At 60.1% G+C, this 25,548-nt stretch carries 22 protein-coding genes; 11 read left to right on the top strand and 11 right to left on the bottom strand.

Going from position 1 to position 25,548, the window contains the following annotated elements; genetic code table 11:
- The 3 genes from CFB10_RS06000 to CFB10_RS05990 are packed head-to-tail and all read left to right on the top strand — an operon-like array spanning position 1 to position 2,928.
- On the top strand, positions 1-1,029 hold the full coding sequence (locus tag CFB10_RS06000) for an ABC transporter ATP-binding protein (RefSeq protein WP_020011895.1): 1,029 nt from the start codon (positions 1-3) through the stop codon (positions 1,027-1,029).
- 57 nt (positions 1,030-1,086) lie between these two features.
- A complete protein-coding gene (locus tag CFB10_RS05995; protein WP_026363971.1) occupies positions 1,087-1,872 on the top strand; it encodes a ThuA domain-containing protein in 786 nt (261 codons plus the stop codon).
- Positions 1,873-1,878: 6 nt separating this feature from the next.
- Complete coding sequence (locus CFB10_RS05990) at positions 1,879-2,928, top strand: Gfo/Idh/MocA family protein (RefSeq protein WP_026363972.1); 1,050 nt, start codon at positions 1,879-1,881, stop codon at positions 2,926-2,928.
- Between the two features lie 242 nt (positions 2,929-3,170).
- Here the strand turns inward: CFB10_RS05990 and queE are convergent, their stop codons facing one another.
- From queE to CFB10_RS05945, 9 genes are all read right to left on the bottom strand, one after another.
- Positions 3,171-3,926 (bottom strand): 7-carboxy-7-deazaguanine synthase QueE, encoded by a 756-nt coding sequence (gene queE, locus CFB10_RS05985; protein ID WP_020011898.1) that lies wholly within the window; start codon positions 3,924-3,926, stop codon positions 3,171-3,173.
- Positions 3,923-4,279, bottom strand: coding sequence for a 6-carboxytetrahydropterin synthase QueD (gene queD, locus CFB10_RS05980; protein ID WP_020011899.1), 357 nt, complete (start codon positions 4,277-4,279; stop codon positions 3,923-3,925). The genes queE and queD overlap by 4 nt, the downstream gene beginning before the upstream one ends.
- Positions 4,279-4,989 carry a 7-cyano-7-deazaguanine synthase QueC gene (queC, locus tag CFB10_RS05975; RefSeq protein WP_020011900.1) on the bottom strand — a complete coding sequence of 237 codons (711 nt, stop codon included), beginning with the start codon at positions 4,987-4,989 and terminating at the stop codon, positions 4,279-4,281. Before queC ends, queD begins: the two co-directional genes overlap by 1 nt.
- Before the next feature lie 170 nt (positions 4,990-5,159).
- Positions 5,160-6,293, bottom strand: a complete 1,134-nt coding sequence (locus CFB10_RS05970) for a Gfo/Idh/MocA family protein (RefSeq protein WP_020011901.1) — start codon at positions 6,291-6,293, stop codon at positions 5,160-5,162.
- Between the two features lie 24 nt (positions 6,294-6,317).
- A complete protein-coding gene (locus tag CFB10_RS05965) occupies positions 6,318-7,082 on the bottom strand; it encodes a sugar phosphate isomerase/epimerase (protein WP_026363973.1) in 765 nt (254 codons plus the stop codon).
- 62 nt (positions 7,083-7,144) lie between these two features.
- Positions 7,145-8,233: an ABC transporter ATP-binding protein gene (locus CFB10_RS05960; protein ID WP_020011903.1), complete on the bottom strand. Its 1,089-nt coding sequence runs from the start codon at positions 8,231-8,233 to the stop codon at positions 7,145-7,147.
- A gap of 5 nt (positions 8,234-8,238) precedes the next feature.
- Entirely contained in the window at positions 8,239-9,180 is a 942-nt protein-coding gene (locus tag CFB10_RS05955; protein ID WP_026363974.1) for a carbohydrate ABC transporter permease, read from the bottom strand.
- On the bottom strand, positions 9,173-10,075 hold the full coding sequence (locus tag CFB10_RS05950) for a carbohydrate ABC transporter permease (protein WP_020011905.1): 903 nt from the start codon (positions 10,073-10,075) through the stop codon (positions 9,173-9,175). Before CFB10_RS05950 ends, CFB10_RS05955 begins: the two co-directional genes overlap by 8 nt.
- A 143-nt stretch (positions 10,076-10,218) precedes the next feature.
- A complete protein-coding gene (locus tag CFB10_RS05945) occupies positions 10,219-11,451 on the bottom strand; it encodes an ABC transporter substrate-binding protein (protein ID WP_026363975.1) in 1,233 nt (410 codons plus the stop codon).
- A 222-nt stretch (positions 11,452-11,673) separates the two neighbouring features.
- Here CFB10_RS05945 and CFB10_RS05940 point away from each other — a divergent pair, with 222 nt between their 5' ends.
- Positions 11,674-12,396: a type II CAAX prenyl endopeptidase Rce1 family protein gene (locus CFB10_RS05940; RefSeq protein ID WP_020011907.1), complete on the top strand. Its 723-nt coding sequence runs from the start codon at positions 11,674-11,676 to the stop codon at positions 12,394-12,396.
- A gap of 64 nt (positions 12,397-12,460) precedes the next feature.
- On the opposite strand, the gene CFB10_RS05935 is transcribed toward CFB10_RS05940, so the two are convergent.
- Entirely contained in the window at positions 12,461-13,891 is a 1,431-nt protein-coding gene (locus CFB10_RS05935) for a mannose-1-phosphate guanylyltransferase/mannose-6-phosphate isomerase (RefSeq protein WP_020011908.1), read from the bottom strand.
- A gap of 280 nt (positions 13,892-14,171) precedes the next feature.
- Positions 14,172-16,601, bottom strand: coding sequence for a glucose/quinate/shikimate family membrane-bound PQQ-dependent dehydrogenase (locus CFB10_RS05930; RefSeq protein ID WP_026363976.1), 2,430 nt, complete (start codon positions 16,599-16,601; stop codon positions 14,172-14,174).
- Positions 16,602-16,926: 325 nt separating this feature from the next.
- On the opposite strand from CFB10_RS05930, the gene CFB10_RS05925 reads away from it, so the two are divergent.
- From CFB10_RS05925 to CFB10_RS05895, 7 genes are all read left to right on the top strand, one after another.
- Positions 16,927-17,901: a LysR family transcriptional regulator gene (locus tag CFB10_RS05925; RefSeq protein WP_020011910.1), complete on the top strand. Its 975-nt coding sequence runs from the start codon at positions 16,927-16,929 to the stop codon at positions 17,899-17,901.
- Between the two features lie 159 nt (positions 17,902-18,060).
- Complete coding sequence (locus tag CFB10_RS05920) at positions 18,061-20,349, top strand: NADP-dependent malic enzyme (protein ID WP_003510306.1); 2,289 nt, start codon at positions 18,061-18,063, stop codon at positions 20,347-20,349.
- 404 nt (positions 20,350-20,753) lie between these two features.
- Complete coding sequence (locus tag CFB10_RS05915; RefSeq protein WP_003510308.1) at positions 20,754-21,593, top strand: transporter substrate-binding domain-containing protein; 840 nt, start codon at positions 20,754-20,756, stop codon at positions 21,591-21,593.
- Between the two features lie 263 nt (positions 21,594-21,856).
- The gene (locus CFB10_RS05910) at positions 21,857-22,600 is read left to right on the top strand and encodes an amino acid ABC transporter permease (protein WP_003510310.1); all 744 of its coding nucleotides are present in this window, start codon (positions 21,857-21,859) and stop codon (positions 22,598-22,600) included.
- Complete coding sequence (locus CFB10_RS05905; protein WP_020011911.1) at positions 22,597-23,379, top strand: amino acid ABC transporter permease; 783 nt, start codon at positions 22,597-22,599, stop codon at positions 23,377-23,379. Before CFB10_RS05910 ends, CFB10_RS05905 begins: the two co-directional genes overlap by 4 nt.
- A gap of 12 nt (positions 23,380-23,391) precedes the next feature.
- Positions 23,392-24,192: an amino acid ABC transporter ATP-binding protein gene (locus CFB10_RS05900; RefSeq protein WP_020011912.1), complete on the top strand. Its 801-nt coding sequence runs from the start codon at positions 23,392-23,394 to the stop codon at positions 24,190-24,192.
- Positions 24,193-24,196: 4 nt separating this feature from the next.
- Positions 24,197-25,543 carry an MmgE/PrpD family protein gene (locus CFB10_RS05895; RefSeq protein WP_020011913.1) on the top strand — a complete coding sequence of 449 codons (1,347 nt, stop codon included), beginning with the start codon at positions 24,197-24,199 and terminating at the stop codon, positions 25,541-25,543.
- Positions 25,544-25,548 lie beyond the last annotated feature (5 nt).

Genomic DNA, 25,548 nt, shown 5'->3' with positions numbered 1-25,548 from the left:
ATGACCACCATTCAACTGCGCGATCTTCGCAAATCCTTCGGCGCTTTCGATGTCATCAAGGGCATCGACATGGATATCCGCTCCGGCGAATTCATGGTCTTCGTCGGTCCTTCCGGTTGCGGCAAGTCCACGCTTCTGCGCCTCATATGCGGGCTGGAGGAAATTTCCAGTGGCACGCTTTCCTTCGACAGCGAGACGGTCAACCGCCTGCCGCCCGCCAAGCGCGGCGTCGCCATGGTCTTCCAGTCCTATGCGCTTTATCCGCATATGACCGTGTTCGAGAACATGGCCTTCGGCATGAAGCTGTCAGGTGCGGACAAGGAACAGCGCAGAAAGCGCGTCGAAGCGGCGGCCGAGATGCTGCAGCTCACGCCCTATCTGGAGCGCCTGCCGAAGCAGCTTTCCGGCGGCCAGCGCCAGCGTGTCGCCATCGGCCGCGCCATCGTTCGCGATCCGAAGGTGTTCCTGTTCGATGAACCGCTCTCCAACCTCGATGCGGCGCTGCGTGTCGCAACCCGGCTGGAGATCGCCAAGCTGCACCGCGAGATGCATGATACGACGATGATTTACGTCACCCACGACCAGGTGGAGGCCATGACGCTCGCCGACCGCATCTGCGTGTTGCGCGATGGCCGCGTCGAACAGATCGGCACACCGCTTGAGCTTTACGAAAGCCCGGTCAACACCTTCGTTGCCGGCTTCATCGGCTCGCCGAAGATGAACTTCCTTGCCGGCAAATATGCCGAGACGGAAGGAGCCGCGACCATCGGCATCCGCCCCGAACACATCACCATCGCCACCGATGGCAACGGCTGGAGCGGCGAGATCGTCCACTCGGAAATGCTGGGATCGGACAGCTACATTTATGTCGAGATTGGCGCCGGCGAACCCATCGTCGTTCGCGAGGAGGGTGTGACCGGTCGCAAGGCGGGCGAACGCATCGCCATCGTGCCAGATGCGGCGCAGATCCACCGTTTCGACGCGCAAGGCCGGGCATTAGCCCGCAACCCCGCCCGGGGTGCAGCCTGAACATTCAACTTTCGCCGGGATCACCCAAGGTCCCGGCTTTCACCGAGGAGCATGAAAATGACCATCAACACCGTTGTATGGGGCGAAAATATCCACGAACACATCAACGAGACGGTGCGTTCGATCTATCCAAACGGCATGCACAACACCATTGCCGACGCGCTGAACCAGAACCCTGAGATCAACGCCACCACCGCCACGCTGCAGGAGCCGGAACACGGCCTTTCGCAGGAGCGTCTGGACAAGACCGACGTTCTTGTCTGGTGGGGCCACAAGGACCACGGCGCGGTTCAGGACGAGATCGTCGAGCGCGTTGCAAAACGCGTCTGGGAAGGCATGGGCCTCATCGTCCTGCATTCCGGCCATTTCTCCAAGCCGTTCAAGCGGCTGATGGGTACGCCCTGCGCACTGAAATGGCGCGAGGCCGGTGAACGCGAGCGTCTGTGGACGATCAATCCGCGCCACCCGATCGCAGCCGGCCTGCCCGAGCATTTCGAGCTGGAAAACGAAGAAATGTATGGCGAGCAGTTCTCCGTGCCGGAGCCTCTGGAAACCGTCTTCATCTCCTGGTTCCAGGGCGGTGAAGTCTTCCGTTCCGGCCTCACCTGGCGTCGCGGCGCGGGCAACATCTTCTATTTCCGCCCGGGCCACGAGACCTATCCGACCTATCACGACGCCAATGTGCAAAAGGTCATCAGCAATTCGGTGAAATGGGCATATAATCCGGCCGGCGCACTGACGAGCATCCACGCGGCCCCCAATGTTCCCGTCGACAAGGCGCTGGAGCCGATCGAGGAACGCGGCCCCAAGCTGCACAAGGCAGGCGAAGCAGGTTACAGGTAAAAAGCCATGAGACTTCTCATTCTCGGAACCGGCGGCATGGCCAACAACCATGCCACCTATTTCTCTCAAATCCCCGGTGTCGAACTGGTGGCTGCGGTGGATGTGGACGATGTGGTGGTGCGGGGCTTCGCGCTCCGCCACAACATTCCGCTCTCCTTCACCTCGCTGGATGACGCAATCGCCTGGGGTGAATTCGACGCGGCGGCGAATGTCACGCCTGACGCCATCCACCACCCCACCAGCCTGAAGCTGCTGGCGGCCGGCAAGCACGTCTTCTGCGAAAAGCCGCTGGCGGAAAACTACGCCAAGGCCGCCGAAATGGCCGATGCGGCCGAAAAGGCCGGCCTCGTCGCCATGGTCAACCTCACCTATCGAAATGTCGCCCCTTTGCAGGCGGCACGCGAGATGGTGCTGGCGGGCAAGATCGGCAAGGTCCGGCATCTCGAAGCCTCCTATCTCCAGAGCTGGCTCGTTTCCAAGGCCTGGGGCGACTGGATGACGGAGAGCAAGTGGCTGTGGCGGCTTTCTACCAAGCACGGCTCCAACGGCGTGCTGGGCGATGTCGGCATCCACATTCTCGACTTTGCCTCCTATGGCGCGGGCAGCGATGTGGAGCGCATCTTCACGCGGCTGAAGACCTTCGACAAATATGAGGGCAACAAGATCGGCGTCTACGATCTCGACGCCAATGACAGCTTCACCATGACCGCCGAGCTTGAGAACGGCGCCATGGGCGTCATCCACGCCAGCCGCTGGGCGACGGGCCACCTCAACGAACTCCGCCTGCGCATCCATGGTGACAAGGGCGCATTGGAAGTGATCCACACGCCTGACTATTCCAGCCTGCGGGCCTGCATTGGTGAGGATGTGGAGAAGGCGATCTGGAAGACCATCGATGTCGACCCGGTGCCGACGAATTACGAAAAATTCGCCAAGGCGGTGATGGAGGGCGGCCCCGCCGATCCGGATTTCCGTCATGCGGCCAATCTGCAGAAGGTACTCGATCTGTCGATCATCGCGGATCGGGAGAGGCGCGAACTGGCCGTTTCGGCCTGATGTGAAAGAACAATATGCGGCACGACGTTGCCGCATGTTTCTTCTCCCCGAGGGGGAGAAGGTGGCCCGAAGGGTCGGATGAGGGGGCAAGCTCTCCGAATACTGCTACCCTTGCCCCCTCATCCCGCTGCCGCGACCTTCTCCCCGGCGGGGAGAAGAAACAAGTGGAACCCGCTCGCTCAATCCGCTATGCGCTTTCTCAAAGACGCGGACTACGACGTGGAATTTCATTCCCGCACAATCTACACGCCGCGCTTATTCCCCCACAACAGCACATGCAGTTGCGGCAGCACGCGAGCGGAGAACCAGCGGTCTTCGCTGACCTTCTCCGCCAGCCACAACATCCGGTCCATGACCCCATCGATATCCACGCGGGCGTCGTCATCATCGGGCGGCGGCGGGGTGTGGTTGCCGGGCTGGAGGTAAACCGGCAGATGCGGAAAGCGAGCGGATGCCGTCTTGGCATAGGCATAATCCGCATCATCGAAAACCACGATTTTCAGTGCCACCTGCGGTCCATCGCCGGCGGTGGCAAGACAGTTCTCGAATGCCTGCCAGTCTGTTTCCATGCCGCTCGATGGCGGTTTCGGGCTCAGCACCAGATGGTCGAGATCGGCGAACCAGTCTTTCGCGATGCTGCCCTGCGTTTCCAGCGCGAAACGATAGCCCTCGCCCTGACCCTTCGCAATCAAAGCCCCGAGCGGCTGGATGGCGGGGTTGCCTCCGGAGAGCGACACCGTCAGCGGCACGCCGCCGGAAAGCCGACACACCTCCTGCCAGATCGTCTCGACAGGCATCGGTTTCCACGTATCGCGGTACTCGCTGTCGACCGCATGCAGCGTATCGCACCAGGAACAGCGGTAATCACAGCCGCCGGTGCGCACAAAAACGGTGGGCAGGCCAATCAGCGGCCCCTCGCCCTGAATGGTCGGACCGAAGATTTCGCTGATGCGGATTGCCGTTTCCTTCGCTGCAACTTTCTGTGCAGCCGCCGTCATGGCCGGTATTCCGCCCAGGTCTTGGCGGTTTCACTCACCCGCACGGCGCTGGTTTCCGGCAGGCGATCCTTGCACCAGTCATAGAAGTACTTCGCCAGGCATTCCGCCGTCACGCGGTCATGGCCGAGAACGTCGTTCAAATGGCGATGGTCGAAATGATCGTCGATATAGCGCTTCAGTGGTGAAAGTTCGTGATAGTCGCGCACGAAACCATGAACGTTGAGTTCTTCACCTGATAGTTCGACCTCGACAATGTAATTATGCCCATGCAGACGGGCGCATTGGTGATCAGCCGGCAGGCTTTTCAGCTGGTGCGAGGCGGAGAAGTGAAACTCCTTGGTGATGCGGAACATCAGCGCACCTCCTGCGCCGCATAGGCATGGGTCGCCGCTACCCAAAAATCCGGGTCTTCGTAGTCGGTCGGGTCGGTAACGCCGGCCAGATGAAAAGCCTCGCGCCGTTCCACGCAGGTGCCGCAGCGTCCGCAATGGCGAGCCCCCCCCTTGTAACAGGACCATGTTTCCCCAAAGGGCGTGCCGTATTTCACGCCGTCGGTGACGATCGCCGCCTTGGAGACCGTGACATAGGGGGCGAAAAGCTTGACATCAGCATAACCTTCCAGCGCATGCGCCTGCATGGCGTTGAAACTGTCGATGAAGCCCGGCCGGCAATCGGGATAGATGAAATGGTCGCCGCCATGCACGGCGATCGCCACCGCATCCGCCTGTTGTGCTGCGGCCAGACCGAAGGCAATGGTGAGCATGATGGCGTTGCGGTTCGGCACAACGGTGGAGCGCATGGTCTCCTCCGCATAGTGCCCATCCGGCACCGCGATGTCGTCCGTCAGCGCTGAGCCGGTGAGATGCGCACCGATGGTTCTGATGTCGATGACATGATGCGGCACGCCGAGACGCTTCGCACAATCGGCGGCGAAATCCAGTTCCTTCTTGTGGCGCTGGCCATAATCGAAGGAGACGAGAGCGAGAAGTTCATGTTCCGCGGCGATTTTATGCGCAAGCGAAACGGAGTCCAATCCGCCGGAGCAGATGACGATGGTTTTCATAATTTAGGATCCCTTGTTTTGACCGGGTGGGCTGCGACCGGATACGGCGCGGCTTTAAACCAAAGCGAAGGGATTGTGAAGAGCTTACGATATTAGCGCCGCCGCGCCGTTGCCGCTGAAACAAAAAAGCGGCGGAGTCGCCTCCGCCGCCTGTTTGATCGGTCGTCACATCAACGCAGCAGCGCCTGCGCCTCTTCAATGCCGAGCGCTGCCGGCTGAGTGCAGGTCGTGGTCATCTCGATGAAGCGCCCTTCTTCCCCGGATTTGAGGATGGAGGTCATCACGTCGATGCCATGCAGGGAGCGATCCAGCGAGCAACGGGCATCACGGCCTTCCAGAATGGCAATCGCCATATCGGCAAGGCCTGCGGTGCGGTAATTGGCGCGCGGGCCGTTCGGGCTTTCCTGGTTGGCGATGCCGAAAGGATGCGCCCAGTCTTCCAGCGGCTGGATATTCTTATCGCGCCCGCTCGCTTCCACCACACCACCGAAGAAGTTGGGGTCCGGCACGTAGATAGAGCCTTCCGTGCCGTAGAGCTCCATATTGGCGTGGCGATGCGACCACACGTCCCAGCTGGCCGAAAGCGTGATCGTTGCACCGTTCACGAATTCCAGCAGCGCATGGATGTTGGTCGGCGTTTCAACCGGGATGACCTCGCCGTTGAGCGGCTGGCTGGTCACCGTGCGGGTGGGATTGGCCATGGAGGTCAATGCCCCGACGCGCTTGACCGGGCCGATGAGGTTGATGAGGTTCGCCACATAATAGGGACCAAGATCGAGGATCGGCCCACCGCCCTTCAGGAAGAAGAAGCCCGGGTTCGGGTGCCACATCTCCATGCCGGGGCTCATCACATGGCAGGTGCCTGACGTGATGCGCCCGACCTTGCCCTCGTCGATATATTGCCGGGCGAGCTGATGCGCGCCGCCGAGGAAGGTGTCCGGCGCGCAACCAACGGAGAGGTTCTTCTCCCGGGCGATGCGGCGCAGTTCTTCCCCCTCTTCCAGCGAAAGCACCAGCGGCTTTTCCGAATAGACGTGCTTGCCCGCCTCAAGTGCGGCTTTCGACACCGGAAAATGCGCGGCGGGAATGGTGAGGTTCACCACCACGTCGATGTCCTTGTTGGCGAGCAGTTCCTCGATGGACTGCGCGACAACGCCGAATTCTTCCGCCCTCAGCTCCGCCGCATTGCGGTTGAGGTCGGCGCAGGCAAGCACCTTGATGCCCTTGAAGAGCGGCGCCAGCGAGAAATAAGCAGACGAGATATTGCCGCATCCGATGATGCCGACGCCAAGATCTCTGGCCATGATAAAACTCCGAAAAATTGAAACTCAATAGGTTTTGAACGATGCGATCGAGCGGGTGATGAGCCGGTCGATATCTTTCGGGTTGTCGTGCTCGACCACGAAATGTTTCGTGGCGGATTTCGCCTTCAGCGCGGCAACGAGACCCTTCCAGTCCACTGTACCATGGCCGACGTCGGCCCAGCCATCCTCATCCGCATTCTCTCCCGCGGGCGCGATATCCTTGACATGCACGGCGGTGATGCGCTTGCCGTAGCTTTCGATCCAGGCGAGCGGATCGGCATTCCCCCTGATAATCCAGGCGATATCCGCTTCCCATTTCAGGTCCGGGCCTCCGGCAAAAATCTGCTCCTGCGGCGTCGAGCCATCGTCAAGCGTCTTGAACTCGAAATCATGGTTATGCCAGCCGAAGATCAGCCCGGCATCCACGAAGGGCTTACCAGCTTCCTGCAGGCGCTTGCCGAAGGCGAACCAGCCTGCGACATCTGTCGGGCGCTGGTCGGGCATCAGATAAGGGCAATAGATCGCCTCCACGCCCAGTACCTTGGCGATGTTCAGCGCCTTTTTCGGATCACCCTCAAGAAGATCGAGACCGAAATGGCCGGTTGGCATGGTCAGCCCGTTGGCGTCGAGTTCGGCGCGCAGACCTTTCAGACCAGCTTCATCCAGCGAGGCATACATCGCGCCATAACCTTCGACATGTTTATAACCCGCCGCCGAAAGCTTTTTCAGAATGTCGGAAAAAGGCTGGAAATTGCGGGCGCTGTAAAGCTGGAAACCGAGTTCTGTCATTATCTCCTCCATAGAGATGTGGGTGCTTGGGATGGTGTTGGGGGGGGTAAAACGAGACCTTCCTAAAGCCGCTCTTCGCTCTGCGCGTCGAACAGCGAGGCCATGGTAAGGTCTAGGCCGAGACGGACCTTCGTGCCGGGTGAGAACCGACGGTGGCCGCCAACGCGCACGGACAGGGTATGACCGGCATGTTTGAGCCAGATCAGATTGTCGGCGCCCATCGGCTCCTCAATATCAACGATCGCTTCATGCACCTCACCGCCGACGATGTCGGCATCGACGCGCACATGTTCGGGGCGAACGCCAAGAACCACCGCGCGGCCGGCGATAAGCGGCGTCTCGGACTGATAACCGTCCAGCGAAAAGGTGACGCCGTTGGTGGTGAAGACCACCTTGCCGTCTTTTTCGATCAATTCGCCACGCAGGAAATTCATCGAGGGCGAGCCGATGAAGCCGGCGACGAAGAGGTTCCGCGGCTTGTTGTAGATGGTGACGGGATCGGCCAGCTGCTGGATGACGCCGCTTTTCATGATGGCGATGCGATCCGCCAGCGTCAGCGCCTCGATCTGGTCGTGCGTCACATAGATCATGGTGTTCTTCAGCGACTGGTGCAGCCGCTTGATTTCGACGCGCAGTTCCGAGCGCAGCTTGGCGTCGAGGTTGGAGAGCGGCTCATCGAACAGGAACACATCCACATCCCGCACCAGCGCCCGGCCAATCGCCACACGCTGGCGCTGGCCGCCGGAAAGCTCGGCAGGCTTGCGTTTCAAAAGCGGCTCGATCTGCAAGATGCTCGCCGCCCGTTTCACGCGCCGGTCGATCTCCTCTTTCGGCACCTTGGCGACCTGAAGGCCGAAGGACAGGTTTTTCTCCACCGTCATCTGCGGATAAAGCGCATAGGACTGGAACACCATGCCGATACCGCGATCCTTTGGCTCCTCCCAGGTGACGTTGCGGTCCTTGATGAAGATTTGCCCGTCGGTCGGCTCCAGAAGCCCGGCAATGCAGTTGAGAAGAGTCGACTTGCCGCAGCCGGAAGAGCCGAGCAACACGAGGAATTCGCCGTCGTAAATATCGAGATTGAGGTCTTTCAGCACGGTGACGGCGCCGAAGGACAGGGAAAGATCGCGAATGGAAACGCTTTTGTTCATATAACTCAACCTTTTACTGCGCCTGCAGCAATGCCGCGGACGAAAAGCCTGCCGGAGACGAAATAGACGATCAGCGGCACAGCCCCGGTCAGAAGGGTTGCGGCCATGTTGACGTTGTATTCCTTCACGCCCTGCACGGAGTTGACGATGTTATTGAGCTGCACGGTCATCGGGTAATATTCCGGCCGCGTGAACACCACGCCGAACAGGAAGTCGTTCCAGATGCCGGTCACCTGCAGGATCATCGCCACGACGAAGATCGGCAGTGACATGGGCAGCATGATGCGGAAATAAATCTGCCAGAAATTGGCGCCATCAATACGAGCCGCCTTGAACAGTTCCTCCGGCAGCGACGCAAAATAATTGCGGAACAGCAGCGTCAGGATCGGCATGCCGAAGATGGTGTGCACGATGACGAGGCCGGTCAGCGTGCCATAAACGCCCATTTCGCGCAGCACGATGACGATCGGATAGATCATCACCTGATAGGGGATGAAGGCACCGATGATGAGGATCGAGAAGAACAGTTCCGACCCTTTGAACTTCCAGTTCGCGATGGCGTAACCGCTGACGGAAGCGACGATGATCGAGATGACGACCGAAGGCACGAGGATGCGCACCGAGTTCCAGAAGCCGCGTGAAAGGCCGTCGCAATTCAAGCCCGTGCAGGCATTGGCCCAGGCCTTCACCCAGGGCTCAAAGGTGATTTCCACCGGCGGTGCGAAAATGTTGCCGAGCCGGATTTCCGGCATGCCCTTTAGCGAGGTGACAACCATCACGTAAAGCGGCAGCAGATAATAGGCGGCGGCAACGAACAGCGTGCCGTAAAGAATGATGTTGCGGCGGGAAAAGGTTTTCCTCGGTTTCTTGCCGCGCGGGCCGGAAAGGTCCTGGGCAACCGCATCGCTTGCGGCGACAACCGTGTTCAATGTGCTGATATTAGCCACGCTTCTTGCCTCCGAATTCGAGGTAGGCCCATGGGATGACGATGATGGCGACGGTCAGAAGCATCATGGTCGAGGCGGCGAAGCCCTGCCCCAGATTTTGCGCCTGGAACATGTAGTCATAGACATATTTCGCCGGCACTTCGGAGGCGATGCCCGGCCCGCCGCTGGTCTGCGCCACCACGAGATCGTAGACCTTGACGATGCCGCTGGCGATGATGACGAGCGTGGTGATGAAGACCGGACGCATCATGGGAATGATGATGAGGATATAGGTCTTCCACATCGGAATGCCGTCAACGCGCGTTGCCTTCCAGATGTCCTCATCGATACCGCGAAGACCGGCCAGCATCAGGCACATGACAAGCCCCGTGCCCTGCCAGAGCGCAGCAATCAGGATACCGTAAATGACGATCTGGGAATTATAAAGCGGATCGAAGGTGAAGCTTTCCCAACCCATCGAGCGGACCACGGACTGGATGCCGAATTCCGGGTTCAGCAGCCATTGCCAGACGAGGCCGGTGACGATGAAGGACAAGGCGAAGGGATAAAGAAATATCGTGCGGAAGGTGTTTTCAAACCGGATTTTCTGATCCATCAGCGCCGCCAGCACGAAGCCGATGACGAGACTGAAGATCAGCGACAGCACGCCATATATCGCAAGATTCTGGATGGACACGATCCAGCGCGGCGCGGCCCAAAGCCGCTCATATTGGTCAAAACCGATGAAGCTCGCCCGCGGCAGAAGCTTGGAATTGGTGAAGGAATAAATCACCGTCCAGATCGTTCCGCCGAGAAAGATCACCATGGCGGTCAGGATCATGGGAATGGAGGCAATCTTGGAATTGAGATTGCGGAAAAGCTGGTTGGGACGCCCTGAGCGCGTTTGACCTGCCATGTTACCTCCTCCTGTAACGTTACAGTCAACGACCAAGCAAAAAGCCCGCCGCGTGAAACCCCGGCCAGCGCCAACTGTTCTGGCGCAAGCCGGACGTTGGAAAGGGGAGCGGTGAACCGCTCCCCGATCCGGAGAGATTACAATCAGTCAGCCGAACCGATAATGTCCGCGAAGCGCTTCTGCCCGTCTTCCGCCGACATCGAGCCCGCGAAGAACTCCGCCATGAGGTCTTCCTTCTGTTTCTGCGTATCGGCAGAAATCAGCTGGTCGGTGCTGGTCAGCGCATTGCCCTTGGCCAGAATTGCCAGACCCTTTTTCATGCAGTCATTGGCTGCATTGAGGTCGACGTCGCCGCGGATCGGCAGCGAGCCTTTCTTCAGGTTAAAGGCAACCTGCGTTTTCGGATCAACAATGGTTGCGGCAAGCACGTCCTGCGCCTTGGTTTTCGCCTCGTCCTTCAAAACCGGGAAATAAAAGGCGTCGCCACCCGTGGTGAGGTATTCACTAAGACCAAGACCAGGAAGGCAGGAATAGTCCGTGCCGGCTTTCTGATTGGCAAGCTGGAATTCGCCCTGCGCCCAGTCGCCCATGATCTGGCCGCCGGCCTTGCCCGTTATCACCATATTCGTGGCCTGATTCCAGTCCTGAACATTGGTGCCCTTGGCCATGTCACGCGCCTCGACGGCAGCCGCGAAAATCTTGGCCATCTCAGGCCCGGCTGCCGCTTCGGCATCCTTGTCGCCATAGACCTTCTGATAAAGATCTTTGCCGCCGATCGAAAGCGTCAGCGTGTCGAACAAGCCGTTCGCCTGCCATGCCTGGCCGCCCAGCGCGAGCGGCTGGATGCCGGCCTTTTTCAGCGCCGGTGCGGCTGCGACGAATTCCGTCCAGTTCTTCGGAACTTCAACGCCCGCCTTCTTGAAGGCTTCATTGGAAAGCCACAGCCATTGCCAGGAATGGATATTGACCGGTGCACAATAGATCTTGCCGTCGATGGTGCAGCTGTCGAGCAGGCTTGCAGGCTTGATCACCTCTTTCCAGTTACCCTTTGCGGCAACATCGGAAAGATCGCGCATCAGACCTGCCTGAACAAGCTCTTCAGCCTGCCGGCCATGGTTGAATTGGGTGGCCCCCATCGGGTCGCCGCCGGTGATGCGGCTGATCATGATCGGCCGGGCTGTGCCACCCGAACCGGCAATCGCGCCGTCCACCCATTTATTGCCGGTCGCGTCGAAAGCCTTGGCCAGTTCGGCGACGGCAGCGGCTTCGCCGCCCGATGTCCACCAATGGGTCACCTCAAGATCGGTGGCCCCGGCAATACCCGCCGGAATCATGACGCTGGCCAGAAAAGCCGCAGAAATAACACGCATTCGCATGAGTCTCCTCCCTCACTGAAACGTTGCAGTTGGAACGTATGCGAAGATTTTTGATTAGGCAACCGCCTAAAATACGAATCTCGCCACCACCGTCAGGAGGCATTTCGAACGGGCGGTAAATATGCCGAACAGCCAGGCGACACAGGGGATTGGACCGCGTAATCCACACGCAATGCCGGTCATTTACAAACCCCATGGTGAGGAAAACAGGCGAAAGAGACCATGAAACGCTGGCATATTCTTTTGATCATCGGATTGACCGGTGTCGCATCGCTTTTACTGGCAACGTTTGAGCAGCTCATCCCGGGACAGCAGGTTTCATTGGCGATGCGTCTGCTGATCCTCGTCCAGCCCGCAATCCTGACCCTTGCGGCGGTGGCGACCGGTCAGGCTCTGGCCGTGAAACTCGGGCTTGGCGCCCCGTTGATCGATAGCCTGCTGAATGGTGACAGCGCGCGCGCAGTGCTGCGAAGACAGGTGCCGCCTGCGCTTGCGGCGGGCATTGCCGTCGCCGTGTTGATGATCATCTATTCCTCGGTGATCCTGCCCCTGGTCACGGATGCGGCAACCCTGGCAAAAATGACCAGATTTGATGTCCCGCTGGCGACCCGGATTTTATATGGCGGCATCACGGAAGAGCTGCTGACCCGGTGGGGCCTGATGTCGTTTTTTGCATGGGCCCTCTGGCGCATGACGGGAAGCGGACAGATTGGACCATCCACAGTGTGGGCAGCCATCGCAATCGCCGCAGCTCTCTTTGCCGCGGGCCACCTGCCTTTTCTGTTCACGATCGCTGCTCAGCCTCAACCGGCGCTCGTCCTTGCGGTGCTGCTCGGCAATTTCGTTCCCGGCCTCATCTTCGGGTGGCTATTCTGGCGTCGGGGACTGGAAGCGGCGATGCTGTCCCACGGCTTTGCCCATTGCGTGAACGCGCTGGCCGCTTGAACCAAAAAAGCGAAGCGGACCTATGTCCGCCTCGCCTTATGTTCCCTCGGCATTGGCAACAGCTCTATTGCCTCTTGTAATCATCCTCGATGCGGATGACATCATCCTCGCCGATATAGGCTCCGGTCTGGATTTCGACCAGCTCGAGCGGTATCTGCCCCTCATTGGCAAGCCGGTGCGGCTGACCGATCGGGATATAAACCGACTGGTTTTCCGTCAGCAGCCGGGTTTCTTCGCCGATCGTCACCGTCGCGGTTCCCTTCACGACGATCCAGTGTTCCGAGCGATGATAATGCTTCTGGAACGAGATGCGGTGGCCGGGATCGACCGTGATGTGGCCCACCCGGTAGCGCTCGTCCACATACATATGTTCGATATAACCCCAGGGGCGGTAGACGCGCTTGTGGGTCTGCGTCTGTGGCGCGTGTTCGCTGTCCTTCAGCTTTTCCACCAGACCCTTCACATCCTGCACCCGGTTTTTCGGCACCACCAGAACCGCATCCTTGGTGGCCACCACCACCATGTCCTTTGCACCCACCACCGTCGTCAGCAATTGCGTGGAGTGGATGAGGCAGCCTTCGGAATCGATGAAGACGCCGTTGCCTTCCAGTGCGTTGTCATTGCCGCGTTTGTCGGCAATCTCCCAGATCGCATCCCAGCTGCCAATATCCGACCAGCGGAAATAGCCGTGCACCACCGCCATGCGTTTGGTCTTCTCGATCACCGCATAGTCGATGGAGTTTTTCGGCGAAGCCTCGAAGCTTTCCTGATGCAGGCGCACGAAACCGAGGTCGCTCTCATATTGCTCGACGGCCTGCGTCACCGCCGCCAGGATCTCCGGCGCGAAGGCCTTCAGCTCGGCGATCATCACATCGGAACGGAACAGGAAGTTGCCGGAATTCCAGAGATAACCTTTTTCCAGATAGGAGATCGCCGTCTTCACATCCGGCTTCTCCACAAAGGCATCCACGGTGCTGAGGTCTTCCTCGCCGTCGATCGCCTCGCCCGGCTTGATGTAACCGTAGGAGGTACGCGGCTCGGTCGGCACGAGGCCGAAGACGACGATATTACCCTGATCGGCGGCTTTTGCGCCGAGCTTCACGGCATCCGAAAACTTGTGGGCATCGAGCACCACATGGTCGGCGGCAAGCGCCAGCACCAGGCATCCGGGCTCGCGGCGCTCGGCCAGCACAGCGGCGGCGGCCATCGCGGCGGCGCTGTCGCGGCGGGCGGGCTCAAGCACCACCGTTGCCGGCAGATCGATCTCTTCCGCCTGGCGGCGCGCGAAGAAACGGAAATCCTCGTTGGTGATCACAAGCGGTTCGGCATAAAGGCTCTTGTCGCCCACCCGCTGCAGCGTCTGCTGATAGGTCGAAAGATTGCCGACCAGCGGCTGGAACTGCTTGGGCAACTGATCGCGCGATACCGGCCAAAGCCGGGAACCGGCACCGCCAGCAAGAAGAACCGGCGTGATCTTTCGAGATTGTTCCTTCACAATAAAACCTTTCCAACTCTAAAAATTTCCCGGCGCGCCGGACAATATACATATTTCGAAATGCCGCCATCATCGGTTCACGGGCGGATAAGCGCAAGCTCATAAATTCGCCTTGTGAAAGCTTGGTGAATGGCGGCGAATTTGCCGGCAGGCCCCGTTTTCCTAACGCAGGAGGGAGAGTGAGGTTCCGCACGGAATGGCCGCTCACGCCGGCTCACGACAAAGGAAAACCCCGGGATAACGTCCCGGGGTTCCTTTTTTCAGAGTGATCAAACCAAAATCAATCCGGCAATGCATAGGCGATTACATAGTCGCCGCGATCAGGCGACTGGCGTGCGCCGCCGGCCGAGATAACCACATATTGCTTGCCGGTCTTCGGAGACTTGTAGCTCATCGGACCGCCCTGGCTGCCGACCGGAAGGCGGGCCTTCCAGACTTCCTTGCCGGTCGCCGTATCGAAGGCGCGCAGATAATAATCCTGCGTGCCGGCGATGAAGACGAGACCGCCCTGCGTGGCGAGCGTGCCGCCGAGCGTCGGCATGCCGATCGGGATCGGCAGGCCCATCTTGATGCCGAGCGGCCCGGTATCCTCGACGGTACCAACAGGCACCTGCCACTTGATCTTCTGGGTCTTCATGTCGATCGCGGTCATCGTGCCATAGGGCGGAGCCTGGCAGGGAATGCCGAGAGCCGAAAGGAAACGGTTCTTGTCGACGGCATAGGGCGTACCCTTCATAGGCACGAGGCCCATGCCGGTATTGACGCTTTCGCCGCCGCTTGCCGTTGCCTTGGTGGGTGCGGCTTCCTTCATCTGAATCCAGAGGCCGAGGCGCATGTCATTGACGAAAATGGTGTTCGTCGTCGGGTCAGTCGAAAGACCGCCCCAGTTCATGCCGCCGAGCGAACCCGGGAATGACAAGGAAAGGTCCGTACCCGGCGCCGTATAAAGCCCTTCGTAGCGCATGCCCTTGAAGGCAATACGGCAAAGAAGCTGGTCGAACGGGGTGGCGCCCCACATATCCGCTTCCGTCAGGGTCTGCGCGCCGATCTCAGGCATGCCGACCGAGCGCGGCTGTGTCGGCGCATAGCGCTCGTTCGGAATATTGGCGGGCTTGACCGGAACTTCTTCAACCTTGGTCAGCGGCTGGCCGGTCGCCCGGTCGAGAACATAGATCTGCGCCGCCTTGGTGCCGAAGACCAATGCCGGAACAGTCGTTCCATCCGCTTTCGGGAAATCGATGAAGCTTGGCTGCATCGGGACGTCGAAGTCCCAGAGGTCGTTATGAACTGTCTGATAGACCCACTTTTCCCGACCGGTGGTGGCATCGAGCGCCAGCATCGAAGCGCCATATTTATGGTCGAGCGGCGTGCGCGTCGCGCCATACAAATCCACCGAAGGGCTGCCGACCGGCATGAAGACGGTGTTCAGCTCCGGATCGTAGGACATGGACGCCCAGACGTTGGGTGTGGAGCGTGTGTAGGTCTGCCCTTCGGGCGGCAGTCCGGTGATATCAGGGTTGCCGGGATCGAAGGCCCAGCGGAGCGCGCCGGTCACCACATCGAAACCGCGCATCACACCGCCGGGCATGTCCACCTGTACGTTGTCGGCGATACGACCGCCGACAACGACGGTCGTTCCCGCCAGTGTAGGCGCGGAGGTCAGCACATATTGCGGGTCCGGCGCATTGCCGAGACCGATCTTCAGATCGACACGGCCGTTGGCGCCGAAGTCAGGGCAGAACGCGCCGGTGTCGGCATCAAGCGCAATCAGTTCCGCATTGATGGTGTTCATCAGAATGCGGCGCTGGCAAAGCGCGCCTTCAGCCACGATTGCCGGGGTAACCGGCGTGGAACCTGGTGCGGTCGGTTGCTTCAGCGGCGCCTTGGCGTCGAAATAGGCAAGACCGCGGCAGCGCATCCAGACGGAGGATTTCGCGTTGATTTCCGTCTTCCATTTCTCAGCGCCGGTATCGGCATCGAGAGCGATGACATTATTGTGCGGTGTGCAAAGGAACACGGTGTCGCCAACCTGCAGCGGCGTTTCCTGATCTTCCGCACCATTCGCGCCGGGACTGATCGGGGTGTCGCCGGTATGATAGGTCCATGCGACCTTAAGATTCCGGACATTGTCACGGGTGATTTCGTCGAGAGCGACAAAGCGGCTGCCGCCGGATGTATTGCCATAATGCTCCCAGTTCTTCTGCTCGGTTTCCGGGGTTACCGGCGTCAGCGCGGCCGCCTCACCATTGAAGGCGACGGTCGGATGCGGCACGAACATGCCGGCAAAACCGGCACCGGAAGCGATGGCGAGAATGGCGGCGATGGCGAAAGAAGTGCCATATGCCGGGGTCTTGCCTGCGGCACGGCGCAAGAGGGGATAGGAGAGCGCAACGACAGCGGCGCCGACACCTATCGCCAGAAGGCGGGAAATAAGCGGCCAGAAGTGCAATCCGGCTTCCCACACCGCCCAGACGCCGGTGAGGACGACGACGAGACCGAAGAGAAGCGCGCCCGCAGGCTTGCGCAACAGGATGAGCAGGCCGGAGACTATCAGCGCGATACCCGCCGCAATGAAGTAAAGGCTGCCGCCGAGTGCGGCGAGCTGGCCGCCGCCAATGGCGAACAACAGGCCTGCGGCTATGATGACCGCGCCGAGCACCAACAGCCATAATCTGGCTGGGAGCGATAATGAAGTTGCTGGATTACCCATGAAAGAATGTCCGGTTAGAAGAGCCGCCAAAAAGGCTGAAGCCCGATGATCGTTCAGCGCCCGGCAAAGCCGGGACAGTCCGCGGCCATTGCGGCCAGGCGAAGGTGCGCCCGAGGCGGCGCGGCTGAACGGGGAACAATGGTGGGGAAGACTTCCGTCGTGACTGTCATTTTGACCCATTCACTGCAGGTAGCCGCCGGCCCCATGGACGGCGGACAAGGTGCTTGAACAAATCCTCCCCGGCTCGCATCGCCAATGCCCGCATAAGCGGCAAAGACGACCGAAACACTGGCTGCGGTATAACGTCGCCTGCGACAAGATGACAATGCGCAAGACGGGCAATTTTGATAAGCTATACTTATATCACACCAAGTCCGACAACACAAAGACCTGTCCGCCGATGGATATTCGCCAACTCACAATATTCGTGGAAGCCGCAAGGGCCAGAAACTTTCGCGCCGCCGCCCTGCAGCTTGGCATCGCCCAGCCTGCCGTGACCCAGCGCATCCGGCAGCTGGAGGAGAATCTGGGCTTCAAGCTTTTTCACCGCATCAATCGCGGTGTGGAACTCACGCCGTCCGGCCAATCCATGCTCATCGAGGCGGAAGAAATCCTTGCCCGCACCAAAGGCGCGCTGGAAAAGGCGCAGCAGATCAGGCGCGGCCAGCTCGGCACGCTGCGCATCGGATACGGCACCAGTGTCATGGCGGAACGCAAACTGCCGGCGCTGATTACCCGCTATGGCGATGAACACCCTGATGTGACGCTTGAACTGTTGCCCGGCATGACGATGGAACAGCTGATCGAGCAGGTGGCGACCCGCAAGACCGATATTGCCTTCATTCGCGCGCCCCTTCCCTCGCTGCCGCAGACCTTGCGCGCCATGCCCTTCGATCGCTCGAAACTCTGCGTCGCCTTGCCGGAACGGCACGCACTCGCCAACCGCTCGCGGATTCCTGTCGGCGATATCGTGCGCGAAAAACTGCTGCTGCCGGTTGACGAGATTGGCCTTGGTCTCAGCAGCAGCGCGCTTTCGCTTTTTGAGGATGCAGGCTGCGCGCCGGAAATCGGCATGCGCATCGCCAACGTCAATACGATCCTCGCGCTCGTGGAGGCGGGGGCGGGCATTTCCATCCTGCCGGAAACCACCGTGCGTTCCGCAAGGGGCATTGCCGGCGTGCCACTGGAAAGCGCGGATGCGTGGTCCGATTGTGTGCTGGTCGTCAGGCGTGGCGCCCTCGCCCTGCATGTCGAAGCCTTCGTGAACATGGCTCGTCAAGCCTATCGGCCAAGCCTCTGACACGAAAGACAGGAATTAATCGATTGAATCGGCCACAAATTTCATCACGCTTAAATTTGCTGCACTGAACAACATTCAAGGCTTGGCAGGCGCGCGAAAAATACAATAACAACGGCTGATATTTTTACACTGATATTGACAGGAAAGCACGCTCAGCCCATGTCCGACACGACGAAACCCGCCAGCACAAGAACATCGGTTACGGATCAGGAAGCCCTGGATTTCCACGCGGAAGGCAGACCGGGGAAACTGGAAATCACCCCGACCAAACCGATGGCGACGCAGCGGGATCTGTCGCTTGCCTATTCGCCTGGCGTGGCCGTGCCGGTGAAAGCCATCGCCGAAAATCCGGCGACCGCTTACGACTACACCACGCGCGGCAACATGGTGGCGGTCATCTCCAACGGCACCGCCATCCTCGGTCTCGGCAATCTCGGGGCGCTCGCCTCCAAGCCGGTCATGGAGGGCAAGTCGGTTCTGTTCAAGCGCTTCGCCGACGTCGATTCCATCGACCTTGAGGTCGACACCGAAGACGCCGATGAATTCATCAATTGCGTGCGTTACCTCGGCCCCTCCTTCGGCGGCATCAATCTGGAGGATATCAAGGCGCCGGAATGTTTCATCATCGAAAGCCGCCTGCGCGAACTGATGGATATTCCCGTCTTCCATGACGACCAGCACGGCACCGCCATCATCGCCGCCGCCGGCCTCATCAACGCCATCGAACTGACCGGGCGTGACTTCAAGACCACGAAGCTCGTCTGCAACGGCGCGGGTGCTGCGGCAATCGCCTGTATGGACCTCATCAAGGCCATGGGTTTCAACCCTGAAAACATCACGCTCTGCGACACCAAGGGCGTGATCTACCAGGGCCGCACCGAAGGCATGAACCAGTGGAAATCCGCCCACGCGGTAAAAACCAGCAACCGCACGCTGGCCGAAGCCATGAAGGGTGCTGATGTGGTGTTCGGCCTGTCGCAGAAGGGTGCCTTCAGCGAAGAGATGATCCGCTCCATGGCGCCGAAACCGATCATTTTCGCCATGGCCAATCCGGATCCGGAAATCACGCCCGAGGAAGTCTCACGCATTCGCGACGACGCCATCATGGCGACGGGCCGTTCGGATTACCCGAACCAGGTCAACAATGTCCTCGGCTTCCCCTATATCTTCCGCGGTGCACTCGATGTTCGCGCCAGCCAGATCAACGACGCGATGAAGATCGCTGCCGCACAGGCGCTGGCGGACCTCGCCCGCGAAGATGTGCCTGACGATGTGGCCGCCGCCTATCAGGGCAACCGCCCGCGCTTCGGATCGCAATACATCATTCCGGTTCCCTTCGATCCGCGTCTGATCTCGGCCATTCCGGTGGCTGTCGCCAAGGCTGCCATTGAAACCGGCGTCGCCCGCCGGGAATTGCCCGATCTCGACGCCTATGCCCGCGAGCTTTCCGCCCGCCGCGACCCGATGGCATCGACCACGCAGCGCCTTTACGAGCGCGTGCGCCGCTCTCCGAAACGGGTCGTTTTTGCGGAAGCCGAAGAAGAACAGGTCATGCGCGCGGCGATTTCCTTCACTGCGCAGGGCCTCGGCACCGCCATCCTGCTCGGCCGTGACGATATCATCAAGGCCAATGCGGAGCGCGCCGGCATCGATCTCGACCGCGCCAATATCGAGATCACCAACGCCCGCCTTTCCAGCCGCGTCGATGCCTATGTCGATTATCTCTATGCGCGTCTGCAGCGCGGCGGTTTCCTGCTGCGTGACGTGCAGCGCCTGGTCCACAACGACCGCAACCATTTCGCGGCATGCATGGTGGCGATGGGTGATGCGGACGCGGTAGTGACGGGCGTTACCCGCAATTATTCGACGGCGCTCGAGGATATCCGCCGCTGCATCAACACCAAGCCCGGCCACCGCGTCATCGGCGTTTCGCTGGTCGTTTCGCGCAACCGCACCGTCTTCGTGGCCGATACCGCTGTGCATGACATGCCGAATGCGGAGGACCTTGCCGACATCGCCGAAGAAGCAGCCCACCTTGCGCGCCGTTTCGGCTACGAGCCGCGCGTTGCCATGCTTGCCTATTCCACCTTCGGCCAGCCGACCGGCGAACGCTCAGACAAGGTGCGTGAGGCCGTGAAAATCCTCGACAAGCGCAATGTCAATTTCGAGGTCGATGGCGAAATGTCGGCCGATGTGGCGCTCAACCATCACCGCATGCAGAGCCAGTATCCTTTCGCGCGCCTTTCCGGCCCGGCCAATGTGCTGGTCATGCCCGCCATCCATTCCGCCTCCATCTCCACCAAGATGCTGCAGGAACTGGGCGGCGCGACCGTCATCGGCCCGCTTCTCGTCGGCCTCGACAAGTCGGTGCAGATCACCTCGATGGGCGCCAAGGACAGCGATATCGTCAATATGGCGGCAATCGCGGCCTATAACGCCGGTCGTTGAGAAGGGCCGGGACGTTCAGCACGTTTCTTCTCCCGAGGGGGAGAAGGTGGCCCGAAGGGTCGGATGAGGGGGCGGCGTTAGCGATAAACCGAGAGCTTGCCCCCTCATCCCGCTGCCGCGGACTTCTCCCCGGCGGGGAGAAGAAACAAGCGGCATTCGCTCGCTCTCCCTGTGGCCATTTGGCCCACAGACGGCGTCTGGATTATCCTCCCGCCCTCACAGCCAGACATAAAATAGCGGAAGCAAAGAACAAGATTCTACGATCTCAAATTATTAGGATAATTTTTCTTCTTAAAAGATTTATTGGAACCCAATTTTATTCATAGTATTTTTCGCGCAATGCCAATTCTCGCTCTTGGCGGGTGCCTCATGTAGTTTCCACCTACAATCAAAAGGAAATACCCATGGCCCTCTCTTTCTCCAGATTTGCCGCAAAACTCATCGCCGGAACCGTTGTCATCGCTTCGATGGCAACCGCAGCCCACGCGGATGCAACGCTCGACCGGATCAAGGGCCGCGGCAAGCTCACCGTAGGTGTCATCCTCTCCGGCGCGCCTTTCGGCTTTATCGATCCGAAGACGCAGGAGCAGAAGGGTCTCAACATCGACGTCGCCAAGGCGCTCGCAGCCGGTCTCGGCGTCGAGCTGGTGACTGAGACCGTGACGCCGCCAAACCGCGTGCAGTTCCTGCAGCAGGGCAAGGTCGATATTCTGATCGCCAACATGCAGTACACGGAAGAGCGCGCTAAAACGCTCGATTATGTCCCCACCCCCTATGACCGCCAGGGTGGCGCCGCCATCGGCCGCAAGGACAGTGGCATCAAGGACTGGCCGGACCTGAAGGGCAAGATCGCCTGCGTTTCGCAAGGCTCCAACTACACCCAGCCGCTGATCGAACAATATGGCGCACAGGTGAAGGCGCTGCCGAGCCAGCCGGAATCGCTTCTGGCGTTGAAGGGCGGCAATTGCGATGTTTCCGTGCACGTCAACGGCACGCTGAGCCTGATGCTTCAGGACCGCGCCGACGAGTGGAAAGATTACGGCATCCTGATCCCAACCGACCTTATCCCTTCCGATTCCGTGATCTGGCTGCGCAAGGGCGAGGCCGACACGCAGGCCGCCCTCGACAAGATCGTCAAGGAGCTGCACGCTTCCGGCAAGATGATCGAATTCGCCAAGGCCAACCGTCTGCCCAGCATCGGTTATATGGAAGAGCAGAAGAAGAAGCTTTCCGCCGCGCAATAAGGACCGGGGCACCCCCCAGCGCGATCAAGTCCTTGATCGCGCTGCTCTCCTTCCCGGCGCAGATGTGCCGCGGCTGGATGCCGGATCATCCCCGGGCTTGTTCCGGGGACCGGCATGGCGGAAGGACGGCGGCTATCATCGCGATTTCCCCCAACCATCAGAAACGGCCGGTTTCGCCTGCCGTTCTTTTCTGCTTTATAACAAGGCAGGCCATTCTGGCGCCGCCCGCCTGGCGGCACCCGCAATAACAGCATGGATTTCCGATGCAGGATTCATTTACAGCGCGCTTCATAGAACTGGCCGCGCATCTCGGCCTTAACTATGACTTTCTGAACAGCGGTTACGAGGTTCAGATCTGGCTCGACGGCATGAAGATGACGTTGATCCTCGTCGCCGTCACCTTGCCGCTCAGCCTCGTCTTCGGTTTCATTTTCGCAGCCATGCTGACATCAGGCAAAACCTGGCTCGCCGGCCCCGTCCGCGCCTATGTGGAACTGACTCGCAACACACCGACGCTGGTGCAGCTGATGTGCGGTTTCCTCGTGCTTAACATGCTCATTTCCAACGTACTTGGCGGCGCGCAGAACAATCCGCTGACACCCTTCTTCTGGGTCGTCGCCATTACCGGCCTGCACATTGCCGCTTTCCACGCGGAAGCGTTGCGCGGCGGCATCGAGGCGGTGCCGGCCACCACCATCGAGGCGGCTCGCGCGATTGGTTTCAGCTCCTTTGAGATTTTACGCTATGTGGAGTTTCCGCTGGCGATCCGCACGGCGCTGCCCTCCATCATCAATAACCTCGTCAATCTGGTGAAGCTCACTACGGTCGGCTCGGCCATTGCGGTGGGTGAAATCACCTATGCCTCGATCCTGATCTGGACGCAGCGCGACAATGTGGTCGAACTGATGATCGTCATCCTCATCTTCTTCAGCGTCATCAATTTCATCGTCGCAAGGGCCGGTCTGTGGCTTGAACGGCGTCTTGCGGTTCCGGGGTTTGGTCAATGAGTGCGGTGGTTTCTCCAACACAGGCGGTAAGGAAGCCGCCCTTCGGCACCATTCTGCTGCTCGGCGTGCTGATTGCCATCATCCTGTGGCTGATCCTCGATCCCTCGCTCGGCCAGGTGCTGCTGCAATGGCTGCCCTATCTGGCCAAGGGTTTCGCCATGAATGTGCTGATCAGCATTCTGGCGATCGCCATCGGCACCTTCATCGGCGTTCTCCTTGGCATCATGGAGCTTGCGCCCTACCGTCTCGTGCGGGCGCCGGCGCTCACCTATGTGCAGATATTCCGCAACGCCCCGCATCTGGTGCTGATCTTTGCCGCGACCTACATCTTCCCCTTCGAGATCGTCGCTTTCGGCAACTACATTCCCTTCCCGGACTGGATCAAGGCCGTCGTCGGTCTCGCCATTCCGGCCAGCGCCCATATCGCCGAAATCACCCGCGGCGCCATCCAGTCCATCCCCACCGCGCAATGGGAGGCCGCGCAGGGCCTTGGTTTTTCGCGCAATCAGACGCTGCGCTGGATCATCCTGCCGCAATGCGTGAAGCGCTCGCTGCCACCATGGATGAACCTCTATGCATCGATCACCATGGGCACGGCGCTGGCCTCTCTGGTCGGCGTGCATGAGCTTCTACATGCCGCGACGGACGCCAGCACCGCCGTGCAGCGCAACGATTTCACCGTCGTGGTCTATCTCACTGTCCTGATGGCGTTCTTCCTGTTCTGCTATCCCGTCTCCCGTTTCACGCAGCGCCTCGAGCGGCGCTTCGCTTCCCGCTGATTGGAACAAGCCATGTCCGCACCCGCACCACAAACCGCCGCAAAAGCTCTGGTCGAACTGGAAGGCATACACCTGTCCTTCGGTGACAATCAGGTTCTGAAGGGCATCGATCTTACGGTCAACAAGGGCGACGCAGTCTCCATCATCGGCCCTTCCGGCTCCGGAAAATCCACCATCCTGCGCTGCATCAACGGCCTGCTCATCCCGCAATCCGGCAAGATCACCGTCGGCGGCACCCGCGTAGACCTGTTGAAGACCGAAGCGGAGCGTATCGCACTACGCAAGCGCATCGGCATCGTCTTCCAGCAGTTCAACCTCTTCCCGCATCTGACGGTCATGGAAAACATCACCATCGCACCGATCAAAATCCTCGGCACGCCGAAGGCGGAAGCAGAACGCCACGCCCGTGAACTGCTGGAAAAAGTACGCCTCTCCCAGAAAGTCGATGCCTATCCCGGCCAGCTTTCCGGCGGCCAGCAGCAGCGCGTGGCCATTGCCCGGGCGCTGGCGATGCGGCCGGAACTGGTGCTCTTCGACGAGGTCACCTCCGCGCTCGACCCGGAAACCGTGGGCGAGGTGCTCGCCGTCATTCGTGATCTCGTCAATGACGGCATGACCAGCATTCTCGTCACCCACGAAATGCGTTTTGCCGAGGAAATCAGTGATAATATCGTCTTCACCGAAAACGGCCTGATCGTCGATCAGGGCACTCCGGAGCACATCTTCTACAGGTCGACCAATCCGCGCATCAACGCCTTCGTCAAGGGTCTCGGAGGACAGGTGGCGCGGGTCGCTGACGGCGAAGGGATCTGACACCATGACCGCCGACGAGAAACTCACGCTTCATCTGGCCGAGGCCATCGCTGCCTCCGATCCGTCACGCGACGATGACGCGGTTGCCATCGCCCGCACGGCGCTGATCGACTTTTTCGCCTGTGTGCTGGGCGGAGCTGCCGACAGAAGCACCAGAATCCTGATCGACAGCTTTACACCGGGCACAACGGGCACGGCGGGCATTATCGGCCATGATCTGCGCACGGATGCCTTTACCGCCGCCCTCATCAACGGCCATGCGGGGCATGTGCTTGACTATGACGACGTCCATGGCAGTGTGCGCGGCCACCCGACGGTCGCCATCATTCCCGCTTTGCTGGCTATCGCGGTAGAGGAAGGCTCCACGGCGGACGCGTTCATCGCGGCCTATATCGTCGGGCTGGAAACCATGGCGCGTCTCGGCCTGTCGCTCGGGACCAAGCATTACGAAAACGGCTTCCACGCCACCGCCACGCTCGGCCCCATCGGCGCTGCGGCGGCGATTGCGCATATCCTGAAATTCGATCCTCAGACCACGGCCGTAGCGCTTGGCCTTGCCGCCACGCAATCGGCCGGACTTCGCCTGCAATTCGGCTATGACGCGAAACCGCTGCATGCAGGGCTCGCCACGCGCGCCGGCCTCACCGCCGCGCGGCTGGCGCGATCCGGTTTTCAGGGCGCGCCGGATTTTCTGGAGAATCCCATCGGCTTTTACTCCGCTTTCGCCTTTGGTGCAGAGCAGCCGAAACGCATTCTCTCCGGCTGGGGCGCACCCTGGCAGATCGTTTCTCCCGGATTGACGCTCAAGGCCTTTCCCTGCTGCACCGCGAGCCATCCCGTTGCCGTCGGCGCGCTGGCGCTCCGCAACAGCAATGGTCTGGCACCGGATGAGGTCGAGGCGGTCACCATCACCTTCCCGCCCGGCGGCGATGCCGCCCTCGTTGGACCGGCCACGCCCAGCACCGGCATCGATGCGCGCTTCAGCGCCGAATATGTCTTTGCCGCAGCGCTGACGGATGGAGCACTCGGGATCGGCCATTTCGACGAGCATCCGACACGCACCGACCTGCTTGCCCTTTCCGCGAGGGTCTCGCGCCGGCATGACGAGACCGCCCGCCGCCTCTCGCCCGATCCGACCACCCGTTTCGTGGTCATCGACGTCACGAAGAAGGATGGCACGGTGCTCTCGCGCCGTGTCGACGGCCTCCCCGGCATCGATGACCCGACCGAAAAATTTGCCGACGCGACCGGCGGCAATGAAAAATTCGCCAGCATTCCGGCACTGGTGCGGTCCATGAAAACCGCAGCCGACCTCAGGAAGCTCGAAACGCTTCTGGTATCGCAAATATAACTCGA

The organism is Agrobacterium sp. 719_389, from assembly GCF_900188475.1.
Taxonomy (GTDB): domain Bacteria; phylum Pseudomonadota; class Alphaproteobacteria; order Rhizobiales; family Rhizobiaceae; genus Agrobacterium; species Agrobacterium radiobacter.
Note: the sequence above shows the minus strand (reverse complement) of the source record. Positions and strands in the feature narration are given on the sequence as shown.